This is a genomic window from Acanthopleuribacter pedis, from assembly GCF_017377855.1.
Lineage (GTDB): Bacteria > Acidobacteriota > Holophagae > Acanthopleuribacterales > Acanthopleuribacteraceae > Acanthopleuribacter > Acanthopleuribacter pedis.
Genome location: NZ_JAFREP010000015.1, coordinates 278,690 through 301,011, shown reverse-complemented (window position 1 = coordinate 301,011; position 22,322 = coordinate 278,690). Strand labels below are relative to the sequence as shown.

The 22,322-nt window shown below is 55.3% G+C and carries 15 protein-coding genes; 6 read left to right on the top strand and 9 right to left on the bottom strand.

What is annotated here, in order from left to right:
- Positions 1-19: 19 nt before the first annotated feature.
- Positions 20-2,344: an amino acid permease gene (locus tag J3U88_RS16875; RefSeq protein ID WP_207860100.1), complete on the top strand. Its 2,325-nt coding sequence runs from the start codon at positions 20-22 to the stop codon at positions 2,342-2,344.
- Positions 2,345-2,588: 244 nt separating this feature from the next.
- Here J3U88_RS16875 and J3U88_RS16870 read toward each other — a convergent pair whose 3' ends face one another.
- From J3U88_RS16870 to J3U88_RS16860, 3 genes are all read right to left on the bottom strand, one after another.
- Positions 2,589-4,262, bottom strand: coding sequence for a long-chain-fatty-acid--CoA ligase (locus J3U88_RS16870; RefSeq protein WP_207860099.1), 1,674 nt, complete (start codon positions 4,260-4,262; stop codon positions 2,589-2,591).
- A gap of 725 nt (positions 4,263-4,987) precedes the next feature.
- On the bottom strand, positions 4,988-6,082 hold the full coding sequence (locus J3U88_RS16865; protein ID WP_207860098.1) for an adenylate/guanylate cyclase domain-containing protein: 1,095 nt from the start codon (positions 6,080-6,082) through the stop codon (positions 4,988-4,990).
- Between the two features lie 982 nt (positions 6,083-7,064).
- Positions 7,065-7,535, bottom strand: coding sequence for a PDZ domain-containing protein (locus tag J3U88_RS16860; protein WP_207860097.1), 471 nt, complete (start codon positions 7,533-7,535; stop codon positions 7,065-7,067).
- A 779-nt stretch (positions 7,536-8,314) separates the two neighbouring features.
- Between J3U88_RS16860 and J3U88_RS16855 the strand changes: the two genes are divergently transcribed.
- A complete protein-coding gene (locus J3U88_RS16855; protein WP_207860096.1) occupies positions 8,315-9,565 on the top strand; it encodes an ATP-binding protein in 1,251 nt (416 codons plus the stop codon).
- Positions 9,566-9,628: 63 nt separating this feature from the next.
- On the opposite strand, the gene J3U88_RS16850 is transcribed toward J3U88_RS16855, so the two are convergent.
- On the bottom strand, positions 9,629-9,976 hold the full coding sequence (locus J3U88_RS16850; RefSeq protein WP_207860095.1) for an STAS domain-containing protein: 348 nt from the start codon (positions 9,974-9,976) through the stop codon (positions 9,629-9,631).
- A gap of 795 nt (positions 9,977-10,771) precedes the next feature.
- Here J3U88_RS16850 and J3U88_RS16845 point away from each other — a divergent pair.
- Positions 10,772-10,987, top strand: a complete 216-nt coding sequence (locus J3U88_RS16845; RefSeq protein WP_207860094.1) for a hypothetical protein — start codon at positions 10,772-10,774, stop codon at positions 10,985-10,987.
- A 34-nt stretch (positions 10,988-11,021) separates the two neighbouring features.
- Entirely contained in the window at positions 11,022-11,447 is a 426-nt protein-coding gene (locus J3U88_RS16840; RefSeq protein WP_207860093.1) for a PIN domain-containing protein, read from the top strand.
- Here the strand turns inward: J3U88_RS16840 and J3U88_RS16835 are convergent.
- The 4 genes from J3U88_RS16835 to J3U88_RS16820 form a co-directional block, all read right to left on the bottom strand.
- Entirely contained in the window at positions 11,444-12,580 is a 1,137-nt protein-coding gene (locus J3U88_RS16835; RefSeq protein WP_207860092.1) for an acyl-CoA dehydrogenase family protein, read from the bottom strand. The genes J3U88_RS16840 and J3U88_RS16835 overlap by 4 nt on opposite strands.
- A gap of 26 nt (positions 12,581-12,606) precedes the next feature.
- Positions 12,607-13,263 (bottom strand): futalosine hydrolase, encoded by a 657-nt coding sequence (gene mqnB, locus J3U88_RS16830; protein ID WP_207860091.1) that lies wholly within the window; start codon positions 13,261-13,263, stop codon positions 12,607-12,609.
- On the bottom strand, positions 13,260-14,552 hold the full coding sequence (locus J3U88_RS16825) for a two-component system sensor histidine kinase NtrB (RefSeq protein ID WP_207860090.1): 1,293 nt from the start codon (positions 14,550-14,552) through the stop codon (positions 13,260-13,262). Before J3U88_RS16825 ends, mqnB begins: the two co-directional genes overlap by 4 nt.
- A 279-nt stretch (positions 14,553-14,831) precedes the next feature.
- Positions 14,832-15,596, bottom strand: coding sequence for a glycerophosphodiester phosphodiesterase (locus J3U88_RS16820; RefSeq protein ID WP_207860089.1), 765 nt, complete (start codon positions 15,594-15,596; stop codon positions 14,832-14,834).
- Between the two features lie 453 nt (positions 15,597-16,049).
- Here J3U88_RS16820 and J3U88_RS16815 point away from each other — a divergent pair, with 453 nt between their 5' ends.
- Positions 16,050-19,505, top strand: coding sequence for a methylmalonyl-CoA mutase family protein (locus J3U88_RS16815; RefSeq protein WP_207860088.1), 3,456 nt, complete (start codon positions 16,050-16,052; stop codon positions 19,503-19,505).
- 136 nt (positions 19,506-19,641) lie between these two features.
- On the top strand, positions 19,642-20,397 hold the full coding sequence (locus J3U88_RS16810) for a hypothetical protein (protein WP_207860087.1): 756 nt from the start codon (positions 19,642-19,644) through the stop codon (positions 20,395-20,397).
- Positions 20,398-20,445: 48 nt separating this feature from the next.
- On the opposite strand, the gene J3U88_RS16805 is transcribed toward J3U88_RS16810, so the two are convergent.
- On the bottom strand, positions 20,446-22,299 hold the full coding sequence (locus J3U88_RS16805; protein WP_207860086.1) for an ATP-binding protein: 1,854 nt from the start codon (positions 22,297-22,299) through the stop codon (positions 20,446-20,448).
- Positions 22,300-22,322: the final 23 nt, after the last annotated feature.

Here is a 22,322-nt window from a genome sequence, read left to right as displayed (position 1 = left end):
GTCTGAGCGAAACGAAACTATGGTTGATGAGCCAACCCATGCGACGGCCCGCGTCGGTCGTTTGCGCCGTCAAATTGCCATTGGCAAGGAAGTGACTGTGACGACACAAAACGCGGAGGCGACGGCCTCGCGCAACCAATTTGGGACCTTCGGCGGGGTATTTACACCAAGCATTCTCACCATTCTTGGTGTCATAATGTTCCTGCGTGCCGGCTTCGTGGTGGGGCAGGCGGGTGTACTTGGGGCGATCTTCGTTTTGATCGTCTGTAAATTGATCACCTTTTTTACCTCGCTTTCGATTGCCGCGGTGTGTACCAACATGCAGGTTCGCGGTGGCGGCGCCTACTTTATGATTTCCCGCGTGCTGGGCCCCGAGTTTGGCGGCGCCATCGGCATCGCCCTTTATTTCGCCCAGGCCTTGTCCGTCCCTTTTTACATCCTCGGTTTCGCCGAGGCCGTGGTGGTCACCTTTCCCGGCTTACAGCCCTACTTCATGATCATTACCCTCACGACCGCCGCGCTTTTGTTTGTGGTCTCCTATGTAGGCACCTCGTGGGCCATCAAAGCGCAGTACTTCATCATGACGCTGCTGGTCTTGTCGATTATCGCCTTCCTCGGTGGTGGCCTGGCCATGTTTTCCACCGAACGTTTGGCTGAAAACATCGCTTCCGGTTACACCGCCATTCCCGGTAAAGCCGGTGATTACAACTTCTGGATCATCTTGGCCATTTACTTCCCGGCCGTGACCGGTATCCTCGCCGGGGTCAACATGTCCGGTGATTTGCGCAACCCAACCCAGTCGATTCCCAACGGGACCTTCGCGGCCATCGCCGTGGGTTTTGTCATTTATCTCATTCAGATCGTCATTTCCGGTGGCGCCTTTGAGCGTCAAGCCATGATTGACCAGCCCTTTGAGATCTTGAAAGACAATGCGCTGTTTGGGATGGGTGCCGTGGTGGTGGCCGGTATGTTTGCCGCCGCCTTGTCCAGTGCGCTCGGCAGTTACCTCGGCGCGCCGCGTATTTTGCAGGCCGTCGCTCGCGACAATATCTTGACCGTGATTCGTCCCTTCGCCAAGGGCAGCGCCCAGGGCGATGAGCCCCAACGCGGTTTGGTGTTTACCGGTATCATCACCGCGATTGTATTGATTGGGGTCGGCAACGATTCCGGCGGCGGCGCCCTCAACGCGGTAGCCGCGCTGATCACCATGTTTTTCCTTTACACCTACGGCATGGTCAACCTGGCCGCCTTCATTGAAGCGGTCAGTGAAAACCCCAGTTTCCGGCCCCGTTTTCGCGTGTTCCACTGGACCACCGCGCTCCTGGGCGCCTTGGGTTGTGTCGGTGTCGCCTTCCTCATCGATTCGGCGGCGGCCTTGGGTGCCGTGGTCGTTTTGGGTTTGCTCCTGTGGTACATCAAACGTCGCGATTTAAAAGCCACCTTCGGTGACGCCCGCCGCGGCTTTATTTACGCCGGTGCCCGTAAGAATCTGCTGCGCCTGCGCAACATGGAAGAAGATCCCAAGAACTGGCGACCTTCGATTTTGGTGTTTTCCGGCAACCCCGCCGTACGTGAATCCTTGGTTTCCTTCGCGGTTTGGTTGGAGGCCGGTCGCGGCATCGTCGTCATGTGTAACGTGTTAATCAACAGCTTTGACGAACTCGGTCATCGAAGACCGGTTGCGCTTGAGCGGCTCGAGAAATTCTGTCGCGAGAAAAACGTCTTGGCGTTCCCGTCCGTCGTGGTTACGCCCGACCTTTACAACGGCATTCTCACCACCATTCAAGCGGTTTCGATTGGACCGATCCGCCCCAACCTCATTATGTTTGGTTGGGCCTCCTCGCTGGAAGGGTTCCAAAAGCTAAACAATCCGATGCGGGCCGCCCAACGCATGGGCAAAAGCTTGATTTTCATGTTTGCCGATAAACTACCCGAACCCGGCGGCGCCAAAACCATCGATGTCTGGTGGCGCGGCCATAAGAACGGGGAACTCATGATGATCCTCGCCCACTTGCTCACGCGCAACTGGGAATGGGGTCGCTCCAAAATTCGCGTCCTGCGCCTGATCAATGATCAAAGTGAATTCAAACAATCCAATGCCGAGCTGGAAGAACTGATCGATGCTTCTCGCGTGGAAGCCGAGGTGGTCATTTTCACCGCCGACAAACCCTTCCGTGACGTGCTCCACGAGCAGTCCGGTGGCTCCGACGTTGTGTTCCTCGGATTTGAACCCCCTGAATCGGAAAACGAGTCGGCTTGGCACGAGCTTTATGTTCATTTACTCGACGGCATGCCAACCACCTTGCTGGTGAGCAGCATGGGTGGTGCCGACCTGCGTGCCTGATGGAACGGGAAAACGACCTGGCGCGCCCCAATCGGGGCCGCCGGGGATCGGGCTTTGAATCTACACCTTCGACACCCAGGCCGGCATTAGCCGGCGGCAACGGGCGTTAGGGTTCATGGCCGCAATCGGGCGCGTCAACCAAATGGGCCGGCGGCTTAGCCCGCCTGGTTCTTGATGAGCCACGAAAAAAGGCCGCTACCCTTGCAGGTGACGGCCTTTTTGTTGTTGGTGCGTGAACCGAGCGTTATTTGTTGGCTTCGTCCCGTAAGGCGCGGCGCAAGATTTTGCCGACGTTGGTTTTGGGGAGCTCGTCGCGGAATTCGACGTGTTTGGGGCGCTTGTAGCCGGTGAGTTCGGTTTTGCAGAACGCCAGCAGCTCCTCTTTGGTCAGGCTGTCGTCTTTTTTGACAACGAAGATTTTGACCGCTTCGGTGGACTTGGGGTCGGGAACACCAACCGCCGCGACTTCCAAAACTTTCGGGTTGGAAGCAACCACGTCCTCGATTTCGTTGGGGTACACGTTAAAGCCGGAAACCAGGATCATGTCTTTCTTACGGTCGACAATTTTCAAGTAACCGTCTTCGTTCATGACCGCGATGTCACCGGTGCGCAGAAACCCGTCCTCGTGGAACACATCACGGGTTGCTTCCTCGCGTTGCCAGTAGCCCTTCATCACCTGGGGGCCGCTGATGCAGAGTTCGCCCGATTCGCCCAAAGGCATGAGCGCGCCGTCGTCATTGCGGATTTGAACGACCGTCGAGGAAATGGGAACCCCGATGAAGCCGTTAAATTCAGATGTAGAAGAAAGTGGGTTAATGCAGGCCGCGGGGCTGGTTTCGGTGAGGCCGTAGGCTTCGACCAACGGTGTTTTGGTGACTTGCTGCCACTTTTCAGCGACCGGGCGTTGGACCGCCATGCCGCCGCCCAGTGTCATTTTCAACGAGGAAAAGTCCAGGTTGCAGAACTCTTGGTTGTTGAGTAGGCCGTTAAACAGGGTGTTCACACCGGTGAGTGCCGTGAACCGCCATTTTGCCAGTTCTTTCGCGAAACCGGGTATGTCGCGCGGGTTTGGGATCAACACGTTGAGGGCGCCGATGGACGAGAAGGTCAAGCAGTTGGCCGTTAACGAGAAAATGTGGTAGAGCGGGAGCGGTGTGATGATGATTTCTTTGCCTTCTTCCAAATCCTTGCCGATCCAGGCCTGAGCCTGACGGACGTTGGCGGAAACGTTGCGGTGGGTCAGCATGGCGCCCTTGGAAACGCCGGTGGTGCCGCCCGTATATTGCAGGAAGGCCAAGTCTTCCGGGACGATTTCCGCTTTTTGGAAATTGCCGCTGCCGCCTTGGGAAAGGGCGGATTTAAAAGACGTTGTCGCGGGAAGGTTAAAAGCAGGCACCATTTTTTTGACGAACTTGACCATGAAGTTCACGATCATGCCCTTGGGGAAACCAAGCATGTCGCCTAGTTCGGTGAGAACCACGTGCTCAACCGGCGTTTTATCCAGCACCTTCTCCAGTGTGTTGGCGAAGTTGGCAAGGATGACGATGCCTTTGGCGCCGGAGTCCTTGAGTTGGTGCTCCAGCTCGCGCGGGGTGTAGAGGGGGTTGACGTTGACCACGATCAGGCCCGCGCGCAGGATGCCGAATAATGCAACAGGATATTGCAAGATGTTGGGCATCATGAGCGCAAAACGGTCCCCTTTCTTTAATTTGAGTGTGTTTTGCAAGTAAGCGGCAAACTGGGCGCTGAGCAGATCCAGTTCCGCGTATTTTATGGTCTTGCCCATGCAGGAAAAGGCATTGTGTTCGGGGTATTTACGGAAACTCTCTTCAAATATATCAACCACCGAATTACACGAAGCTACGTCAATGTCGTGCGGTACACCGTCGTTGTAGCTTTTTAACCATATTCTTTCCATTGTCTCCTCTCTTTCTTCGCTGCCGAGCGCAAAATGGGAACGGACCCGAGCATCGGTTGCGGGGAGCAATGGAAGCCAATGCCGGGGGTAGATGTTGGGCTGAAGGGACGCGTGCCGCGTCGGGAAGGGTCGTAAATCGAAAGAGATGCTCTTGCGATGACCACCCGTCACACCGCATGATGCGGTGGCGAAACTGTGAAACGGGTTTGATCCAGATTGCCTGACTGGGGTTTCCCTAAGAACAGGAAGCCGAGAACAACGGTGCCCGATGGATTGCCGACCCAGTCGATGTGCTGTTGGCAACCATAAGGTTCACGCGGGTTTGCGACGAGGGGCCGCGGCGGCGGTGCGACCAATGATCGCGATCTCCGCGGGCGCCCGTGTGGCGCGAGGGAACCATGGTTTCGGATCCGGCGTGTTCACGCGTTGATCATGGTGGGAAACCTTTTCAGGCAAGCTTGAAGTACGGCCTAAGATAACGCAGTTTAGCCCTGAAACCAAGCAGGGATTGCGCTGAGCGCGGGAAATGGCGTCGTGGCTGTTCGCTCCTAGCGGTTATTCGCTAACCCCCAGGTTCCTTTGAAGAACGCGCCAAGGGGCTTGGTTTGCCTTGTCGGATGATGCCGCGCGGGTACCAGGAATGGTCTTGGTATAAAATCCTTCGCTGAGGATTGATGGTAACTTTATTAATTTGAGGCGGTTGTGTGTTTTTTTCGGGCGTGTGCTTATTCGTGCGGCTCCGCCACCCTCTGTGTCGGTGTTTCCGACGGGCTTGTGTGCTCGCCCAGCACATTGTACAAAATGCGGCGTTTCTCTTTGTTTTTGAGGGTTACCTCGCCAATGCGCTCACACGCGAACTGGTCCTTGATTTGTTCCATGATGTCATGGCCGACAATGATTTGGTCCGGTTGGGCCTCGGCTTCGTATCGTGAAGCGGTGTTGACGACGTCGCCGATGACGGTGAAATCCAGGCGCTGAAGTGATTCCGAGCCGATGTTACCGGAAATCATGTTGCCCGAGTTGATCCCAATCGAAACTTGGGCCGGGGTCCGGTTGCCGAGGAGGGGGTTCTCGTTCCCGAGCCGATCCTTGACGGCCAGGCCTGTTTGGATGGCGCGGGTGAGGTGGGCCCCGCCGCGGAAAACCGCCATCACCGCGTCCCCAATAAATTTGTCGACGTAACCATCGTGGCGAATGATTTCGTTGACGATGGTGTCGAAATAACGGTTTAGCAGTTGGACGACCTCGTCCGGCGGCTGCTTTTCACTCATGGCGGTGAAGCCGCAGATATCGATGAAAATAACCGTGCCCTGGATCGATTCATTGACCATTAACTGGTTCTGAAAATGGGGTTTGGTCATCATGTGAAGCACGTTTTCGTTGACGTACATCTTAAGGATGTTGTTCTCACGAATCGCCTTGGCCGTTTTTTTGAGTTGGTTGACATGGTCCAAGGTTTTTTGGATCGTGATCTGGAGATCTTTAATCTGCAAGGGTTTGGTGAGGAAATCGAAGGCACCGATGTTCATTGCGGTGCGGATGTTGCGCATGTCGCCGTAGGCCGAGGTGATGATGCTTTTCATCCAAGGTCGGATTTCACGGGCCTTTTGGATCAAGGTGAGCCCGTCCATCTTCGGCATGTTGATATCGGTGATCATGAGGTCGAGGTCCGGCTCGCGTTCGATCACCTCGAGTGCTTCTAAACCATTAAGCGCGAAGAAAAGCAGGTATTCGCCATTGCGGACGGGATGGCGAAATGCTTGACGAATGAGTTCTTCGGTATTGACTTCGTCATCGACAAACAGGATTTTGGACGGCATGACAGACCTTTACTACCAGAACGGTGTCGAAACACCGTCGCAGGACGAGTTGGTGGAAAGCGAATGAAGGAACGACCCAGGCACGCCACGCACCTATCGCGACTAAGAAGGTTTTAGCACGACAAGACGAAGGGATTGTGAGAGGGCGGTTGAAGGACCGACACGACGGGTCGCGGCACCGTCTGGGGAAGCAACACGGTATGCGCGATGATGGAAACGGTAGGAAAAAGGAATGGAAACGAAATGAATGAAAAGAAAAGCGAAACACGGCATGCACACGTTCAACACCGGGTTCGGTCACGCTGCAGATTGGCCCCTGAGAAATGCGGGCGAATCAATGGCGGCGACAGCCGTATTCTAACAAAAAACGCCGTTGAAGCCAGAGTCCTTTTGTTTGAAGGACTTCCGAAAAAAGTCCCGAAATTTCCCTATGTTGGAAGTTGGCGCGCCGGCGGTTCTTACCGGGAACAATCGGCGGGCGAAGAAAAGATCCCCGCTTTTCTTCGCCGAATCTGTATGGGGAGCAGGGAACGAACGGATAACCCGCGGGGGCCTTGATTTGCCGCCTTGTTCCCAAAACGACGAAATCCCTCGACACCTGATGAAGTGCCGAGGGACCGACGGGATTGTGGTGGAATCGGGTGTGACAGGTGGTGATCCCGCCGGCCCTCGTGCTCCTTTAGCACTGGCTTCAGTCAGTGCGTTTCCATGAGCATAGGGTGAAGCCTATGCGTTCGTGTGGTCTGGTTCGGGTTTTCGACCTCCTCACACGAGACGGTTGCCTCGTGCAAGACGCCAAAGGTCGCCAAAAAGCCTTTTTTGCCCGCATGTACTCACAAGGCTTTCAGCTTCTCGCTTCGAATCCTTGTGAGAAATGCGGGCTAGACCAGTGGGGTGATCGGCGCGGCAAACGGTCGCGCCTTGAGAAGCGGGTTGAGGGCAAAGAAAAACCCAAGCGGATTGCTTGGGTTTGGGACAGGGTTTAGTTAACAGCAACCGCGGTCGCGTGTTGCTCCATCAGGTGCATGCCGATGTATTTGGCGGCGAGTTCCTCGGGGAAGGTGCCGAGTTTGACGTCAACTTTGCGTTCTTTGGCGCCGTGTTTGATGGTGTAGGTCACGGTGTTGCCGGGTTTAACCTGGGCGTAGACACTTTTCATGCCTTCTTTGTCGCCGTACTTTACGCCGTTCAGGGCAACCAGAACATCACCGGATTTCAAACCGGCGGCGGCCGCGGGACTGGCCTCGATAACCCGCTTAACTTTTAGGGCTTTGCTGTCTTTAACCCAGTCGAGTTCAACACCCAGCCAGCCTTTGTTTTGGAATTTCTCGACCATGGCGTTTAAGCAGGTCTGAGACTCGGCACTGCATTTGTGCCCTTCGCCGGCGAACAGGGTGCCGGAAAAAGCGAGCGAAACAATGGCCAGAACAGCGAGTGAAATGTGACGTTTCATATGGGTAATCCTCCGAAAAGATCTTGAAGTCTTGGTTGTACCGGCGAAATGGCCGGTGTGAGACGGCAGGCAATGAATAGAAGAAGAAATGCCTGCTACAAGACAACACGTGGGGGTGTGGGACTGGACCGTCGGTTACGCGATGCGTGATGGAATGCCGTACCGTTTCGTGAAATGAGATGATGGGTAGCCAGGTCCGCACGAAAACTTCTTAGCTCCGATTTCTTTCTGTTGAGCTTATACGGGGACAAATCCTTCGCTGTTTCCAAAAACTTCAAACTTTTTTGACCCTTTTTGCGACCTCTTGTTTTCCACCATGGTTTTTGGCGCCTGTTTTGGTCGGGTGCGGTGCTTGTTTTGTGGTTCTCCGCGAGGGCGGTTTGGTGGGCAAAAACCACCAACGACGCCATGAGGTGGTGCCGGTCAGACACCTTAACCTAAGAAGCGCGATAACTCGCGGTTATTTTAGCTAAACCTCTGGGCTGCAACGACCTGTGAAAGTGCTCACCGCACCCGGGGGGGGCGGTTCCGCTTTCCCCAAACCATTTCGCTCCAGATCCTTAGCCAAAATCCCTCGCGCTTATCGCGCCTCTTAGGTTTTGTACTAGGTGTCATTTGCGCATCTGTGCGATGATAGGGCGTATAATTCAACTTATCTGTTCTTATTTGTGCGGGATTTTTCGTAACTGCGAAATCATCGTGCGCGCCGGAAAGGGACGCCTTGGCCGCCGTCCGGCGCGATCAAGTTACGTCATTGGTAAGAGATGGGAGTATCGTGCGTGACGGCTGACATCAGACCCGTGAATGTATTATTGGTGGACGACGACGACATCGACCGCATGGCGTTTGCGCGTTTCGTGCGCAAGGGCAATCATCCGTTCGTCGTCCATGAGGCGGCTTCGAAGCGGGCGGCAATCGCCCTGCTGGCTGAGCGGGCTTTTGACGTGGTCGTGCTCGATTATCATTTGGGGGACGGGGTCGGCTTGGATTTGTTGCCCCATCTGGGCGATACCCCGGTGATTTTTATTACCGGTGGCGGAAGTGAAGAGTTCGCCATCCAAGCCTTGAGCCGCGGCGCAACCGACTACATGATCAAAGATGCCGACCGGTATTACCTACAGTTGTTACCGGCGGCGATTCGCGGGGTGCGTGAGCGCAAAGCGGCCGAGCTTGAGCTGCGTCGATCCGAGGAACGTTACCGGGAGTTGGCTGAATTTGCCGATACGGTGATCCACAATGTCGGCAATGTGTTGAACAGCGTAAACGCCTCCTGTGAGTCGATTATGAACATCCTCAACCGCTCGCGCGTCGGCCAGTTGGAGCGGGTCAATCAGTTACTCGAACACTGCCGGGATGAAACGGATTTTTTCACCGACCATCCCAAGGGCAAACAAATTCCCGATTACCTGCAAGGGCTTCAGGTGAAACTCGATTCGGAGCAGCAGAGCATTCAAGAAGAAACCCAGGGGATTCTCAAGCGGTTGCTGCTGGTGCGGGAGATTATTGAGACGCAGCAATCCCAAGGCAAAATGCGCGAGGCCGGGGAGCCCTTGGTTCTGTCCGAGATTGTGGAAGATGCACTGCGGGTGCGTGCCGCGGCCCTGCAGAAAAACGGGATCGACCTTGAGGTGGTGATACCGGAGGGCATGCAGGTATTTGCACCGAAAATCAAACTGACCCACATTCTGATCAACTTGCTCAAAAACAGCATTGAGGCAATTAACGAGTATGCCGAATCCACCCGCAAAATGTGGCTGCTCGCCAACCAGAACGAGCAGGAGCAGGTGGTGTTGGAGCTTCGCGATACCGGTGTCGGCATCGACGAGGAAGCGTTCAAACAATTATTCCGCCACGGGTTTACGACCAAGGAAAACGGCCACGGTTACGGGTTGCATTACTGCGCGCGGGTTATGAAGGAATTGGGTGGCGAGGTGAAGGTTTTTAGCGACGGCTATGGAAAAGGGGCCCGGGTAAGTTTGCTTTTTGCCCCGCCTGCCAAGGACGCGTCCGGCCAGGGCGGCCGAAAATGAAAAAGCACCCCGCGGGGCGGAGCCCGGGGGTGCCGTGGAACAAGAAGGGGTGTTGTTGCTGACTTAGGCGGCTGCCGTAAGCGCCATTTTGGCGTCTTCAATGGAATCGTAAATTGGCAAAACGGTAATCAACTGGGTCAGGGTCATCAAATCGTAAATTTTGGCGTTGAGGTTGGCCAAAAACATGCACTTGCCCATGGTTTGAACTTCGGTGTACTGGGAAATCAACTCGCCCACGCCCGAGCTGTCCATGTAACTGACTTTTTTGAAATCGAGAATGATGGCCTCGGTGCCGCTTCGGGCAACGTCGCTGATGATGTTGCGTAGCTGGACATCGCCGTTTCCGATGTCAATGCGGCCCTGTAGTTTAATAATGGTGAAATGTTCATGGGTTTCAATACTGTTTTTCATGGGCTCACCTCCAAGTGGACCAAAGAAACGTGGCGGCGGCGACGGGTACGCCGTGGGCCGCGGCGGTAGGCGCGTCGAGGGAGACGCGGGTAGGAGAAGGCATCTAACCGGCTGCGCGGCTAGCATGGGTGGTTGGTGCTGGGTGCGTTGAAAAGGGACGATTGATGACCTTGGCGTGTGTGCCGAGCAACACCTCATCGGGTTGCTCATGGATGCGCATCGGGAAGGCGCGATTTGGGTCCCTGGTTACGACGAATCAAACCTAAATTGATCGATTCTTGGCGGCGCACTCGCACAACCTGTTGGGCTGCAACATGTCGTGAAAATGTTCGACGTACCTTACAAGTCCGCCTGTGCTTTTCCCAACATGTTTCGCGATTGCATCCACCCGAATCGCACACTTTAGGTTAAAAAATGAACCAAACGCGGTACCACCGATGGGTGATGGGTCGCGCTGATTTGGTTGCGGATAACAGGTGTCGCTTTTTTGCTGATGAATCATGTTCTACCACGCCACCACTCGCTAAACCTAAACGAAAACCTTTTGGAAAAGTTTGTTATTTTTTTTGAGAAAAATTCGTGATTGATTGCGGGGTGACGCGGCCATGGTTTTTGGGTCGCATCGCGAACCCATTTCCCGGCTCTTCGAAAACTTGCGGGTTAAGCTCCAACCGCTCCCAGCCGAAAAGATTCACATCAATGGTTCTCAGAGATCATCGTTCCCCTGTTGGGGAATGAGGCCTTCGCCCCGCGGGGATGTTCCTTCCGTGGGGGCCGGTGGCTAAGGAGCAGCTTATGTTGAAAAATATTACCCTCAGTGCCGAGGAATCGCTGATTCAGCGCGCCCGTGCCCGAGCGGCTCTGGAAAAACGAACCCTCAACGCCCTGTTTCGCGAATGGTTGGCACGTTATGCCGGGAAAGAACGCGATCTCGACGGCTACCAACAACTTATGCAAAAAATCAATTACGCCAAACCCAAGGTCGCGCCCGCGCCCGAGGAGAATGCCTAGGGTGTGATTTCACAACATCAGGAAGGTTTTGAACATGGTTGGAAGATACTTTATCGATACCGGGATCTTTTTGGCGAGTTTTGACGAAAGCAATCCCGGCCGGTGCGAAATAGCGCGCAAGCTGATTGGCACGGCTCTGGCGGAACACGTCGGCATCATTAGCTACCAGATCGTGGAAGAGGTGCTGACCTTGGTCCTGGATCGCTTCGAGGTGAAGTTAAGCCAGCCCGACGCCGAATCCTATTTGGAGCGGGTCCTCCTCCCACTGTGCGAGGTTTATCCGACGTCCGAGCTGTATCAGTCGGCGCTAAGTTTAGCTGACGAGCGCAAACTCTCCTGTCGCGATGCCTTGGTTGTGGCCGCCGCCCGTTGGGGCAGTTGTCGGGTGTTGTTCTCCGAGAAGTTTCGGAGCGGTGGCCAGATTGGTGCGCTTGCCCTGCACGATCCCTTCACGGCTTAACCGCGATCCATTGTTTTCCAAATGATTTCTTTCATGATCTCTTGCGTGCCGCCGCCGATCGGCAACAGGCGCGCATCGCGGTACAAACGCTCGACACGGACGCCCTCCATGTAGCCCAAGCCGCCAAAGATCTGTACGGCCTGGTCAACCACAAAGGAACAGATTTCAACCGCCTGGTTTTTGGCAATGGCTGCTTGCTGGAGCGCGATTTGGCCGGCCTCAATCAACGCGGCGGTATGGTACACATAGGCGCGGGCCACATCGATTTTGCTCTGCATGTCGACCAGCTTGTGGCGAATGACTTGGTTGGCGGTGAGCGGCGCACCGAAGGCCTGGCGGGTGCGGGCATAAGCCAACGCGTCCTTGAGCGCCAGATCCGCGGTGGCGTAGGCCATGACCGCCAACTGCAGGCGTTCCGCCAAGAAGTTTTGCATGATGAGTTGGAAACCCTCATTTTCCGCACCGATGAGGTTGCTTTTGGGCACCCGGCAATCCTCAAAACTGAGTTCGGCGGTATCGGAACAGCGCCAACCCATCTTCTTCAGCGGCGCGGCGACCTTAAATCCCGGTGTATCGCGTTCAATCAGGAGCAGCGAGACGCCTTTGCGGCCTTCGCCGCCGGTGCGCACCGCGGTGGTGTAGAAATCGGCGCGGGTTCCGCTGGTAATAAAGGTTTTGGCCCCGTTGACCCGGTAGTGGTCGCCGTCGGAAATCGCGCGGGTTTGGATGCCGGCCACATCCGAGCCCGCGTTGGGTTCGGTGATTGCCAGCGCGGCAACGGCTTCGCCCGTCAGCACGGGTGGCAGGACTTTTTGTTTGAGTTCTTCCGAGGCGCCCATGAGCAGCGGGGGACAGGCAATCATGTGTGAACCCAGTCCGGCGGGGATGCCTTGCGCGCCGCAGGCGGTGAGTTCCTCCGAAACCACAATGGTGTGGAAAAGGTCGGTATCGCTGCCGCCGTAGCGTTCTCCGAAACCGACGCCGAGAATGCCGAGGCTGCCGGCCTTGCGGTACAGGTCGCGCGGGAACAAACCTTCCTGCTCCCAGGTATCCACGTAGGGGAGGATGTCTTCATGAACAAAGCGGCGAACGAGGTCGCGGAGCAAATCGTGCGAGGACGAAAAATAAACCATGGCGTTTCCTTTACGAAGGGATTCGATCAGGGCAAGGTCTTGCGTAACAGGCGGCCCAAGCGGGCAAGGGGTTCCTTAATGAGCCAGGATTTGGGATCGCGGGGGCCCACGAGGTTGCTGACCGCGCGGAGCTGAGAAAAAGGGATACCCTGCTGGGCGGCGGCCAGCGCAACGGCCGCGCCTTCCATGTTTTCCAACGGGGCACCAAAGGCCTGCCACAAGGCGTCGGCGCGTTCGGCGCTGCTGGTGATGGTGGAAACCGTGACCGCGGCGGCTCGCGGTAGATCGAACGGGGTCGCCAAGGTAAAGCGACAACCCGCGGCGCCCTTGCTTTGGGGTAAGTGGGGCAGCTTCATGTGGTCTAAATTGAAAAATGCGCGTTGATCCTGGTAACCGAGATCCGCAAAGCTGTCTTGGTTTACTTGAAGCAAATCGCCGGGTTGTGGACCCGCCTTGGGAAATACACCGGCAATACCCACCAAAATGATGCGGCTGGGTTGGTAGCGCGCCGCCAAGGCATAGGCGCTCATGGCCGCGGCGGCCGGGCCGATCCCGCACAGGGCGACGCGGTGCGGGCCGATGCGGGCGACAATCCAGTCGGGTGAAGCTTGTGGAATAAGGGTGTCGGCACCAAATAGGAAATCGCGCTCGAGCGCGGTTGGCACCAAAATCAGTTGTGTCACGCGGCAACGGCCTCCTTGGGCAGCGCGATGGTAAAGGTGGTTCCCACGCCGACGCGGCTTTCGACATCAATGCGGCCCTGATGGCGTTCGGCGATCCGCAACGCAATCGGCAAGCCTAGGCCGGTGCCGCCGATGCGGGTGGAGTAAAAGACCTTAAAAATGTTTTTGAGCTCCGGCTCTGAAATGCCGGGTCCGTTGTCGCTGACCTTAATATGCACCTTATCACCGGAGGCGGCTTGGGTCGAGATCTCGAGGACTTTTCCGGGCTTGAGGATTTGGACCGAGTTTTGGATGATGTTGAGCAATGCTTGCCGCATTTGGGCTTCGTCCATGGGGATTTTGGCGAGGTCTGCGTCAAAGTTGGTTTTTAAAACAATACCGCTTTTGCGGATCTCGGGTTCGAGGAACTGTAAAACTGCTTGAATCAAGTCGTTGACACTGCAGGGGCGCAGCTCGATATCACCGGGTCGCGCGTAGCTTAGGAACGAAGAAACGAGGCGTTCCAGCCGCATGATTTCCTTGCGCGTGGCGCCCAGCATGTCGCTTAAATCCTCCATATCGTGCACGCTGCGTTCTTCCAGTTCTTCTTGAATAAGCTGGACGTTCATGTTCATCGAGTTAAGCGGGTTGCGAATTTCATGCGCCAATCCGCTGGCAAGGGTGCCCACGTAAGCCATTTGGTCTGCTTTGGTTGCTTGTTCTTGGAGTTCTCTGTTTCGGCGGTACGCCCAAATCACATACGCCAAACCCAATCCCAAGAGCACGACCGATAACACGATGGCGATGGTGAGTTTGCGGTTTAAGTCGCGGCGCAGGGTGGCCACTTCTTGCTCGATCAGGCCGGGATGGTATTCCAGGGCGAGTTGTTGGTCGGAAGGCAGGTTGGTGGATTGCGTGCCGACGGGGATCATGCTAGGGCCGAGCTTGTTTTCGGGGTGGGGGCGGGGTGGGTTTTGGTTGGTGCCGACGACCACATCACCGCGGATTTTCTCCCGGTGAAGGACACGGCCGTTGCGGTCGAGGATGACCACCGAAACAAAAAAAGAAAATTTACGCAATCGTGGTGCTATTTGGCGCGAAAGGGCGAGTCCGGCGGTTTCACCGTCGAGTGGATCTAAACCAAGCTCTTCCTGCATGAGGCGTTCGGCCTCGTGTAAACCGTTTACCAGCTTTTCGCGAACCAGGGTTTCGGAGAGGACCCCAAAACTCAGAAAACCAAATACCGCCAAATTGGCAATGATTAGCAAGGCAAATGTCAAAATGGCCAGGATCAGACCGCGCGTCATCATTCCACACCCTTTAAAATGAGCAATTCTTGTTGGGTTTTACTTAAGAGGCGCTGAAGCGAGGGGTTTTCGATAAAGATCTGGAGCGAAAGGGTTTGAAAAAAGCGGACCGGGGTCGCGCCCGACCGCACCCACCAGGTGCGGTGCGTATTTTTACATGCCTTTGCAGCCCAGAGGTTTAGCGAAAATCACCGCGCGTTATCGCGCTGCTTAGGTTTCAGGCTTGCCGAAAGGAAACCCAGCTTGATCAGAAGCAAAGGGCGAGCCAATTTTGGCTCCATGTCAACGCGGGCGGGGTGGCCCGAATCGCCGTGTCAATTGTTGCAACATCCAGGGGGTTCGGTCGGACATCACCGCATCGACGCCCGCGTCCAAGGCCTGTTGCATGCGCGCTTCGTCGTTGATGGTAAAACAGTAAACCGGCTTGCCCGCGCCATGCACGGTTTCGACGAAGTTTTGGGTTAGGCCGCGAATGCTGCACGAATAGGCGCCCAAGAAGGAAGCCTCCGGCAAAAAACGCGGTTTGCGCTGGTTGAGGACACAGGGGATTTCCGGCGCCAGCTTGTGGCAATATTTCAGGGTGTCCAGATCAAAACACAAAATTTCGACAGAGGCGGCGGCGTTGTGGCGGCGCACGGCGGCGGTGACGATTTCGGCCAGAAGGTGCCGTCGCTTGCCGCGCGTTACCCCTTTTTCCACCTTGAGTTCCAACAGTAATCGGGTTCGTCCACGGTACCTGGCCAGAAAAGTATCGAGATCTAAAAGCGCGGTGCCTGTAAATTGCGTGTCGAACCATTTACCGTAATCGAGGTCGCCCATTTGGGCGGCGGTTCGAAAGCGAACCAGGGCCAAGCTGCCGGACACTCTGCGCAAGCTGCTGTCGTGAAAAAGGATGGGCACCTCGTCGGAGGTGATTTGTACATCGAACTCGAAGCCGTCCACGGGGTGTTCCAGGGCGGCGTCAAACGCGGCAAGGGTGTTTTCCGGGTATGCTTGGGAAAAGCCGCGGTGGGCGATGGCCAGGGGGCGGGCCGAAGGAGCGACCATGAGGCACCTACTTGGTTCGTGCGGCGGGCCGCGCATCGGCAACGCCACGCTAATATGAGGGAGCAACCATTGAATTCACGCTGGTGAAGATGCAGGTTAGCAGAACCAGCACGGGTTGATACAAGGAAAGTGGTGCAGCCGGTGCCGGCGAAGCGGATGCCTTTTCGTACACCGGCACCTTTCGCCGTCAATCCCGCGCGCATCGGGTACAATGAACCATGTGCTGTGACACAATTCGCCGAGCGGCGAATGGTCCATCTCTCGAGATGGACGGACCGCCTATCGCGACGGTTTTTTGTGTGCGACCCTGTGCCTAAAACGTCGCGGTTGCGCCGGCGGCAACAGGGGGGTCGGCTGAGTGCGATTTCGGGGGAAAGGCATTCGCCGAACGTTGTTGTTGGCTTCTAAGGCAGCACCTGTGAATGGATCCACGAGAAAGATATGGGAGGCGTCATGACGACACCTGTTGCCGAATCGGCAGAGTCCAAGCGGGGCGACGGCCCGTCCAACCGCCAGAATAAAATTCGTTTTGTTACCGCGGCATCCCTGTTCGACGGGCACGACGCTTCGATCAACATTATGCGTCGTATTTTGCAGTCGCTTGGTGCCGAGGTCATTCACCTCGGCCATAACCGTTCCGTTGGGGAAATTGTCGATGCCGCCGTTCAGGAAGACGCCCAAGGGATCGCGGTAAGCTCCTACCAGGGCGGCCACATGGAGTACTTTAAATATATGTACGATTTGCTCCGTGAACGCGGGGCCGGCCACATCAAGATCTTTGGCGGCGGTGGCGGGGTCATCGTACCCGCCGAAATCAAAGAACTCCACGATTACGGCATTTGCCGCATTTTTTCGCCGGAGGACGGCGCGGTGATGGGTTTGGTCGGCATGATCGAACACATGATGGAACAGGCCGATTTTGACACCACGGCCTTGGCGGGCGACGATCTTCCGCCCGTGAACCGCGTCGCGCGTGCGATTACGGCCCTGGAACTGGGTCAAAGCACGGGGCCGGAACGCATCAGCACCATCCCCGTGGTCGGCATCACCGGCACGGGCGGCGCCGGTAAATCCTCGCTCACCGATGAATTGGTGCGCCGTTTTATCGATCACTTTCCCGACAAAAAACTGGGCATTATTTCCGTTGATCCCTCCAAACGCCGCACCGGCGGCGCCTTGCTCGGTGACCGGATCCGCATGAACGCGGTGGCCTGTCCCGATGCGGAGGGCCACGCGCAAGTGTTCATGCGCTCCCTGGCCACCCGCGCCTCCAACCGCGCCACCAGTGAATGTATGGAAGGCGCGATTGCGACCTTGCAGCATGCGGGCTACGATTTGGTCATCGTGGAAACCGCCGGGATCGGCCAGGCCGATTCGGAAATTGTCGATTTGGTGGATTACGCCATTTATGTGATGACCAGCGAGTACGGCGCCGCCACCCAGCTTGAGAAAATTGATATGCTCGATCTTTCCGATATGGTGGTGCTCAACAAGTTTGAGAAACGCGGGGCCGAGGACGCCTTGCGCGATATCCGCAAACAGGTCAAACGCAACCGCGGCTGGTTTGATGTTGCCGACGAAAAACTTCCTGTTTTCCCCACCATCGCTTCTCAATTTAACGACAAGGGCACCAATCACTTCTTCCGTTCCCTGATTGAAAGCCTTAACAGCAAGTGCCATCTCGGCTGGCCTGTCCCGCAAATGGATTGGGTCGGTGTTCCCACCAAGGCGCCGATCATCCCCGGTGAGCGTCAGCGTTATTTGGCGGGGATTGCTGAAACGGTGCGTGGTTACAAGCAATGGGTTGGGGAGCAAGCAGAACATGCGCGTGTGCTTTACCAACTCAACGGTTCGGTGGCGGCGCTTAAGGCACGCATGGGTCAGACTGATCTCAATATTTCGGCTGAAGCCGACGGCACCGCCGAGGTGAATTTGTCACCACCCGATTTCCAGCCGGTGATTGAATCCCTCCAGCGGGAAATTGCCTACTACGAGGCCAAACTCGATCCGCGTTGTCGCAAATTGCTCGACGCTTGGCCGGCCGCAAAACAAGCCTATCGCGGTGACGAACTGGTAACGCGCATCCGTGACAAAGAAATTCGCAGCACCTTATTCACGACCTCGCTTTCCGGGTCACGGATCGCCAAGGTCAGTTTGCCTGACTATCAGGACTGGGGCGATTTGCTCAAGTGGATGATGCTGGAAAACGTGCCTGGTTCTTTTCCTTACACGGCCGGTGTGTTTCCCTTTAAGCGGCAGGGCGAGGACCCCACGCGGATGTTCGCGGGAGAGGGGACCCCGGAACGAACCAACCGTCGTTTCCACTATGTATCCAAGGATCAGCCCGCCAAGCGTTTATCAACGGCCTTCGATTCGGTAACCCTTTACGGTGAAGATCCGGCGCGGCGGCCTGATATCTACGGAAAAATTGGCAACTCCGGGGTTTCGATTTGTAACCTCGACGATATGAAGAAGCTCTACAGCGGCTTCGATCTTTGCGATTCCAAAACCTCGGTGTCGATGACCATCAATGGACCGGCACCGATTATTCTCGGTTTCTACATGAACGCGGCGATTGATCAACAGATCGAACGTCATCTCAAAAACGCGGGGCGGCTGGATGCGGCGAGGGCCACCATCCAACAAAGCTACCAAGACAAAGGCCTCGCCCTGCCCTACTACGAGGGCATGGACTACGATGCCGATAGTGATCGCTGCTTCGGGCTGGGTTTGTTGGGGATGTCCGGCAAGGAACTGGTTGACACCGAGACCTACGAACGGATTAGCGCCGACGTTTTCAAATCCGTGCGCGGTACGGTTCAAGCCGATATCCTCAAGGAAGATCAGGCGCAAAATACCTGTATCTTTTCCACCGAGTTCTCGCTCAAACTCATGGGTGATGTGCAGTCGTTTTTTATCGAAAAAGGCGTGCGCAATTACTACAGCGTTTCTATCAGCGGGTACCACATCGCCGAGGCCGGCGCGAACCCGATCAGTCAGGCGGCCTTCACCCTCGCCAACGGCTTTACCTTTGTCGAGTACTACTTGGCGCGGGGCATGAATATCAACGATTTCGCGCCCAACCTGAGTTTCTTCTTCTCCAACGGGATTGATCCCGAATACGCGGTGATCGGGCGCGTTGCCCGTCGGATTTGGGCCGTGGCGATGGAACGCCGTTATGGCGCCAACGGTCGCTCGCAAAAGCTGAAATACCACATCCAAACCAGTGGTCGTTCGCTGCATGCCCAGGAGATCGATTTCAACGATATCCGCACCACCCTGCAGGCGCTTTATGCGATTTATGACAACTGTAACTCGTTGCATACCAATGCATACGATGAAGCCATCACCACGCCGACGGAAGCTTCCGTTCGCCGCGCGATGGCGATTCAGTTGATCATCAACCGCGAGTTGGGCCTCGCCAAAAACGAGAACCCCCTGCAAGGCGCCTTCATTATCGAAGAACTGACCGAGTTGGTCGAAGAGGCCATTCTCACCGAGTTCGTGCGCATTTCCGAGCGGGGCGGGGTGTTGTCCGCGATGGAGACCCAATACCAGCGCGGCAAAATCCAAGAAGAGTCCATGTACTACGAGGAACTGAAACACAACGGCAAGCTGCCGATTATCGGGGTGAACACCTTCCTGAATCCCGATGGTGAGGAAGAGCATGGCGCGCCGGAGTTGATTCGTTCCACGGAAGAAGAGAAAGAGCAGCAGATCCAATACCTGGCCAACTACCAACAGTTCCACGGTGGTCGCTTGGCGGAAGCGCTGAGCCATGTCAAAGGCGCGGCCGAGAACAACGACAACGTATTCGTCCAACTGCTTGATGCAACCCGTTACTGTTCGCTGGGGCAAATCTCCGGCTTGCTGTACACCGTGGGTGGTCAGTACCGACGAAATATGTAATTCGCTGTTTTTGCGGTATGCTTACCAACCCTGCTTCTACCTGGCGGCCGGTTTTGGCCTGGTCTAGCCCGCATTTCTTGTGAGAAATGCGGGCTAGGGAGGGAAGCAGGGTTTTCTTGTTGGGTGAGGCCTTTTTATGGAGATTCGCAAAGTTCATTTGGAACTCAACGACGTCAACCGCGAGACGTCCTACGACTTGGGTTATTTTTCCATTCAATTCGAAGACGGCGAGGTTACCTTTCGCCTTTACGCCACGATCTGTGCGACCCACGGATGTCCCTGTGACAATCTGAAATGTGATTGGTTCGCGGGTGATGAACCCAAAACGACTTGGTACACGGCCGACGGGCAATGGTTGGATGAACATCAGAAACCGCTGCCGGACGAAGTCCAGCAGGTCTTTCGCATTGCCGAGCAGACGGAAGAATTCCAGGAACGCTACCTTCACTTGATGTACCTCCGACGACGCATGGTGTTGCGTGAATTGAACTTTGAGGAATCAGGCGCCTTTGAGGTGCCCAAGGCATTGCTGTTGCGCGGTGCCGCGCCGGAACAGGGGAGTTTGGGCAGTATCCGAAGCGGCGGTGAATCCTGGCAACTCGACACGGGGTTCTGCGGCGATCCCGAGTGTTACTGCTACGATGTGTTTTTGAACTTATCACCGGCCGACTCGGCCAACCCGGTTTGCGTTCGCGTTGATTTAGAAGGGCGTCACGATTTGGTGGCGCCGCCCGCGGATCAAGCCGGTGGCCGTGAGCAATCGGTCGCGAAGGCCGTGGCGAAAGAGCCCGGCCTTAAAGGTTTGCTGGATTTCATGCGGCAGCGCCGGCGATTGGAGAACTACGCGCGTTTTACGCGAAAGTACGAAGACAAACACATGCTGTTTTTCTAGACGGCGAAACCCGGCGGCGGCCCCTTCCTGAGTGGGCGGGCGATGCCGCTATTCAGCAGCGAAACCGGATTTGAGGATTTCTAAAAAGGTTTTGTTCCGTGCCGCCGCGTCCTTGATAAACGCCTGGTAATCAAGGACAAAAATGCCGAGGGGAATCGGGTGGTGTTTGTCTTCTTGGTTGGGAATGATGGGGTATTCCCGGTAATAAAGGTTGCCTTTTGAATACAGCTCGATGAATTGGTCCTCAAGCAAAGAGACGTGGAAGGCTTCGTCAAAATCGACAATGCCGTAAAGCCAAATCCGTTGGATTTTGCTTTTGTACCAACGCGCCAATTTACGGGCCCGTTGCCTCAATTGGCTAACCACTTCTTCCTTTCCCGCTAGCGGTAACCCCCTTTTTTTGAGTTCCACCATGACCACGTCGACCTTCTCGGTTTTGTTGACATCGTCCGAAAAAATAATGGTGATGTCGGGCCGTTCTTTGCCTTTGAATTCGTTGTCCTCTATTTCGAGTTCTTTGGCGATGGCGGTAAAATCTTGGTTGCTCAAAATCGTGCGAAAGTTCATGAACTTGTCGTCGATAAGCCAGGCGTTGTTGAAGAAGATGTGTTCGTTAAATCCCTTGTTCTGAAGGGTCTTTCGCATGGGCACGATGGCGTTGTGAATGGCGGCTTCAGCTTCACGTTCGTCCATCTCGGTGAGTTTTTTGATGATGAGGTTGCGGTAGAGAAGGTACTCGGTAAGCAGTCGTGATGAAATTTCCAGCGATTTTTCGTAGGTTTCCCTATCGAAATGATCCGCGTCCAAGATTTCCCGCTGCGCTTCGAAAAACTTGCGTTGGGCTGCTTCCAAAACCTGGCGGCGTTCCATTAATCCGGCGCCGCTGCTGTGGAAATAGCCTTGCAAGTGGGGGTATCGATCCGCGTAATCGCCCATCAAGCGTTGGTTAAACGCACGAATTTCAGGAACCTGTTCGTGGAGGATCCCCGCCGGTTGTTCCGTTAAGCATTCTTTTAACTGTTTTTGCTGGGTTTCCTCCAGTTCCAAGCGCTGTCGCGAGGAATCCGACTTACCTTTGAAAAACGGGGACACCACCAAAAACACCAAGTTGGTGCCTGGCGGCAATTGTTTGCGGCCCAATAAATTGAGGGGGATGGTTTGACCGTCGCAGCAAACGGCGGTGACCACGGTGGTGGGCCCTTCCGTTTTTTTGACGGCATAAAGCACCTCAAAAGGAACCGCGGTCCCGGCCACTTCCGCGCTAAAGGAGGCGCGGGTGAGGTCCTCGATTTCATCAATATTAAAAGATTGTTCCGTAATAATAGGTTCTGTTTGGCCATGTTCGTAAAGCTCTTGTCGAAACTGAATATTTAAATATTCATGACGCAGTTTCTTGTCGTAAAAATATGGGAAAAAATGCCGCATCATGGATGCTTTTAAATTGCCTGGGTTAATCGCATCATATGAACGAATTTTTCGATGATTAAAGTGCTTGAAATGCAGTTCCGTCTTGTAAAGCGTATCTGTCACCGGCTTGAGTTCGTGTTCGCCTTCAAACGCCTTGTCGAAGACGAAGTTTATTTTTTCACTGCCGAAGACACTCGAAATTTGGACGGTATCGAAGTAATTCAAGAACACCAAGCGACCAACGCCTTTATGGTCGTCGCCGTCTGTTTTCAGTAGCTTGGAGAATTTGGCGAAATTCTTTCCGGTAAACCCTACGCCGTTATCCGAAATGATGATTTCGATGGTGGTCGGCCTGGTGCGGGTGTCAATGATGTTTTCGACCACGATTTCCGAGGCTTTCGCGTCCATCGCATTGGCAATCGCTTCGAAATAGACGAGCTCCAGTTTTGGGTTCGGGAAGAAGAGCTCAATGGCTTTTGATATTTTAATGTGCATTAATCCGCTCTCTTTTTTTACGT

Excerpts from the sequence above, each read along its gene's own strand:
- J3U88_RS16810 (WP_207860087.1), top strand. The coding sequence starts at position 19,642 with ATGGAGATTCGCAAAGTTCATTTGGAACTCAACGACGTCAACCGCGAG.
- J3U88_RS16865 (WP_207860098.1), bottom strand. The coding sequence starts at position 6,082 with ATGCCGTCCAAAATCCTGTTTGTCGATGACGAAGTCAATACCGAAGAA.
- J3U88_RS16815 (WP_207860088.1), top strand. The coding sequence starts at position 16,050 with ATGACGACACCTGTTGCCGAATCGGCAGAGTCCAAGCGGGGCGACGGC.
- J3U88_RS16845 (WP_207860094.1), top strand. The coding sequence starts at position 10,772 with ATGTTGAAAAATATTACCCTCAGTGCCGAGGAATCGCTGATTCAGCGC.
- J3U88_RS16860 (WP_207860097.1), bottom strand. The coding sequence starts at position 7,535 with ATGAAACGTCACATTTCACTCGCTGTTCTGGCCATTGTTTCGCTCGCT.
- J3U88_RS16820 (WP_207860089.1), bottom strand. The coding sequence starts at position 15,596 with ATGGTCGCTCCTTCGGCCCGCCCCCTGGCCATCGCCCACCGCGGCTTT.
- J3U88_RS16835 (WP_207860092.1), bottom strand. The coding sequence starts at position 12,580 with ATGGTTTATTTTTCGTCCTCGCACGATTTGCTCCGCGACCTCGTTCGC.
- J3U88_RS16805 (WP_207860086.1), bottom strand. The coding sequence starts at position 22,299 with ATGCACATTAAAATATCAAAAGCCATTGAGCTCTTCTTCCCGAACCCA.
- J3U88_RS16825 (WP_207860090.1), bottom strand. The coding sequence starts at position 14,552 with ATGATGACGCGCGGTCTGATCCTGGCCATTTTGACATTTGCCTTGCTA.
- J3U88_RS16875 (WP_207860100.1), top strand. The coding sequence starts at position 20 with ATGGTTGATGAGCCAACCCATGCGACGGCCCGCGTCGGTCGTTTGCGC.
- J3U88_RS16850 (WP_207860095.1), bottom strand. The coding sequence starts at position 9,976 with ATGAAAAACAGTATTGAAACCCATGAACATTTCACCATTATTAAACTA.
- J3U88_RS16870 (WP_207860099.1), bottom strand. The coding sequence starts at position 4,262 with ATGGAAAGAATATGGTTAAAAAGCTACAACGACGGTGTACCGCACGAC.
- J3U88_RS16840 (WP_207860093.1), top strand. The coding sequence starts at position 11,022 with ATGGTTGGAAGATACTTTATCGATACCGGGATCTTTTTGGCGAGTTTT.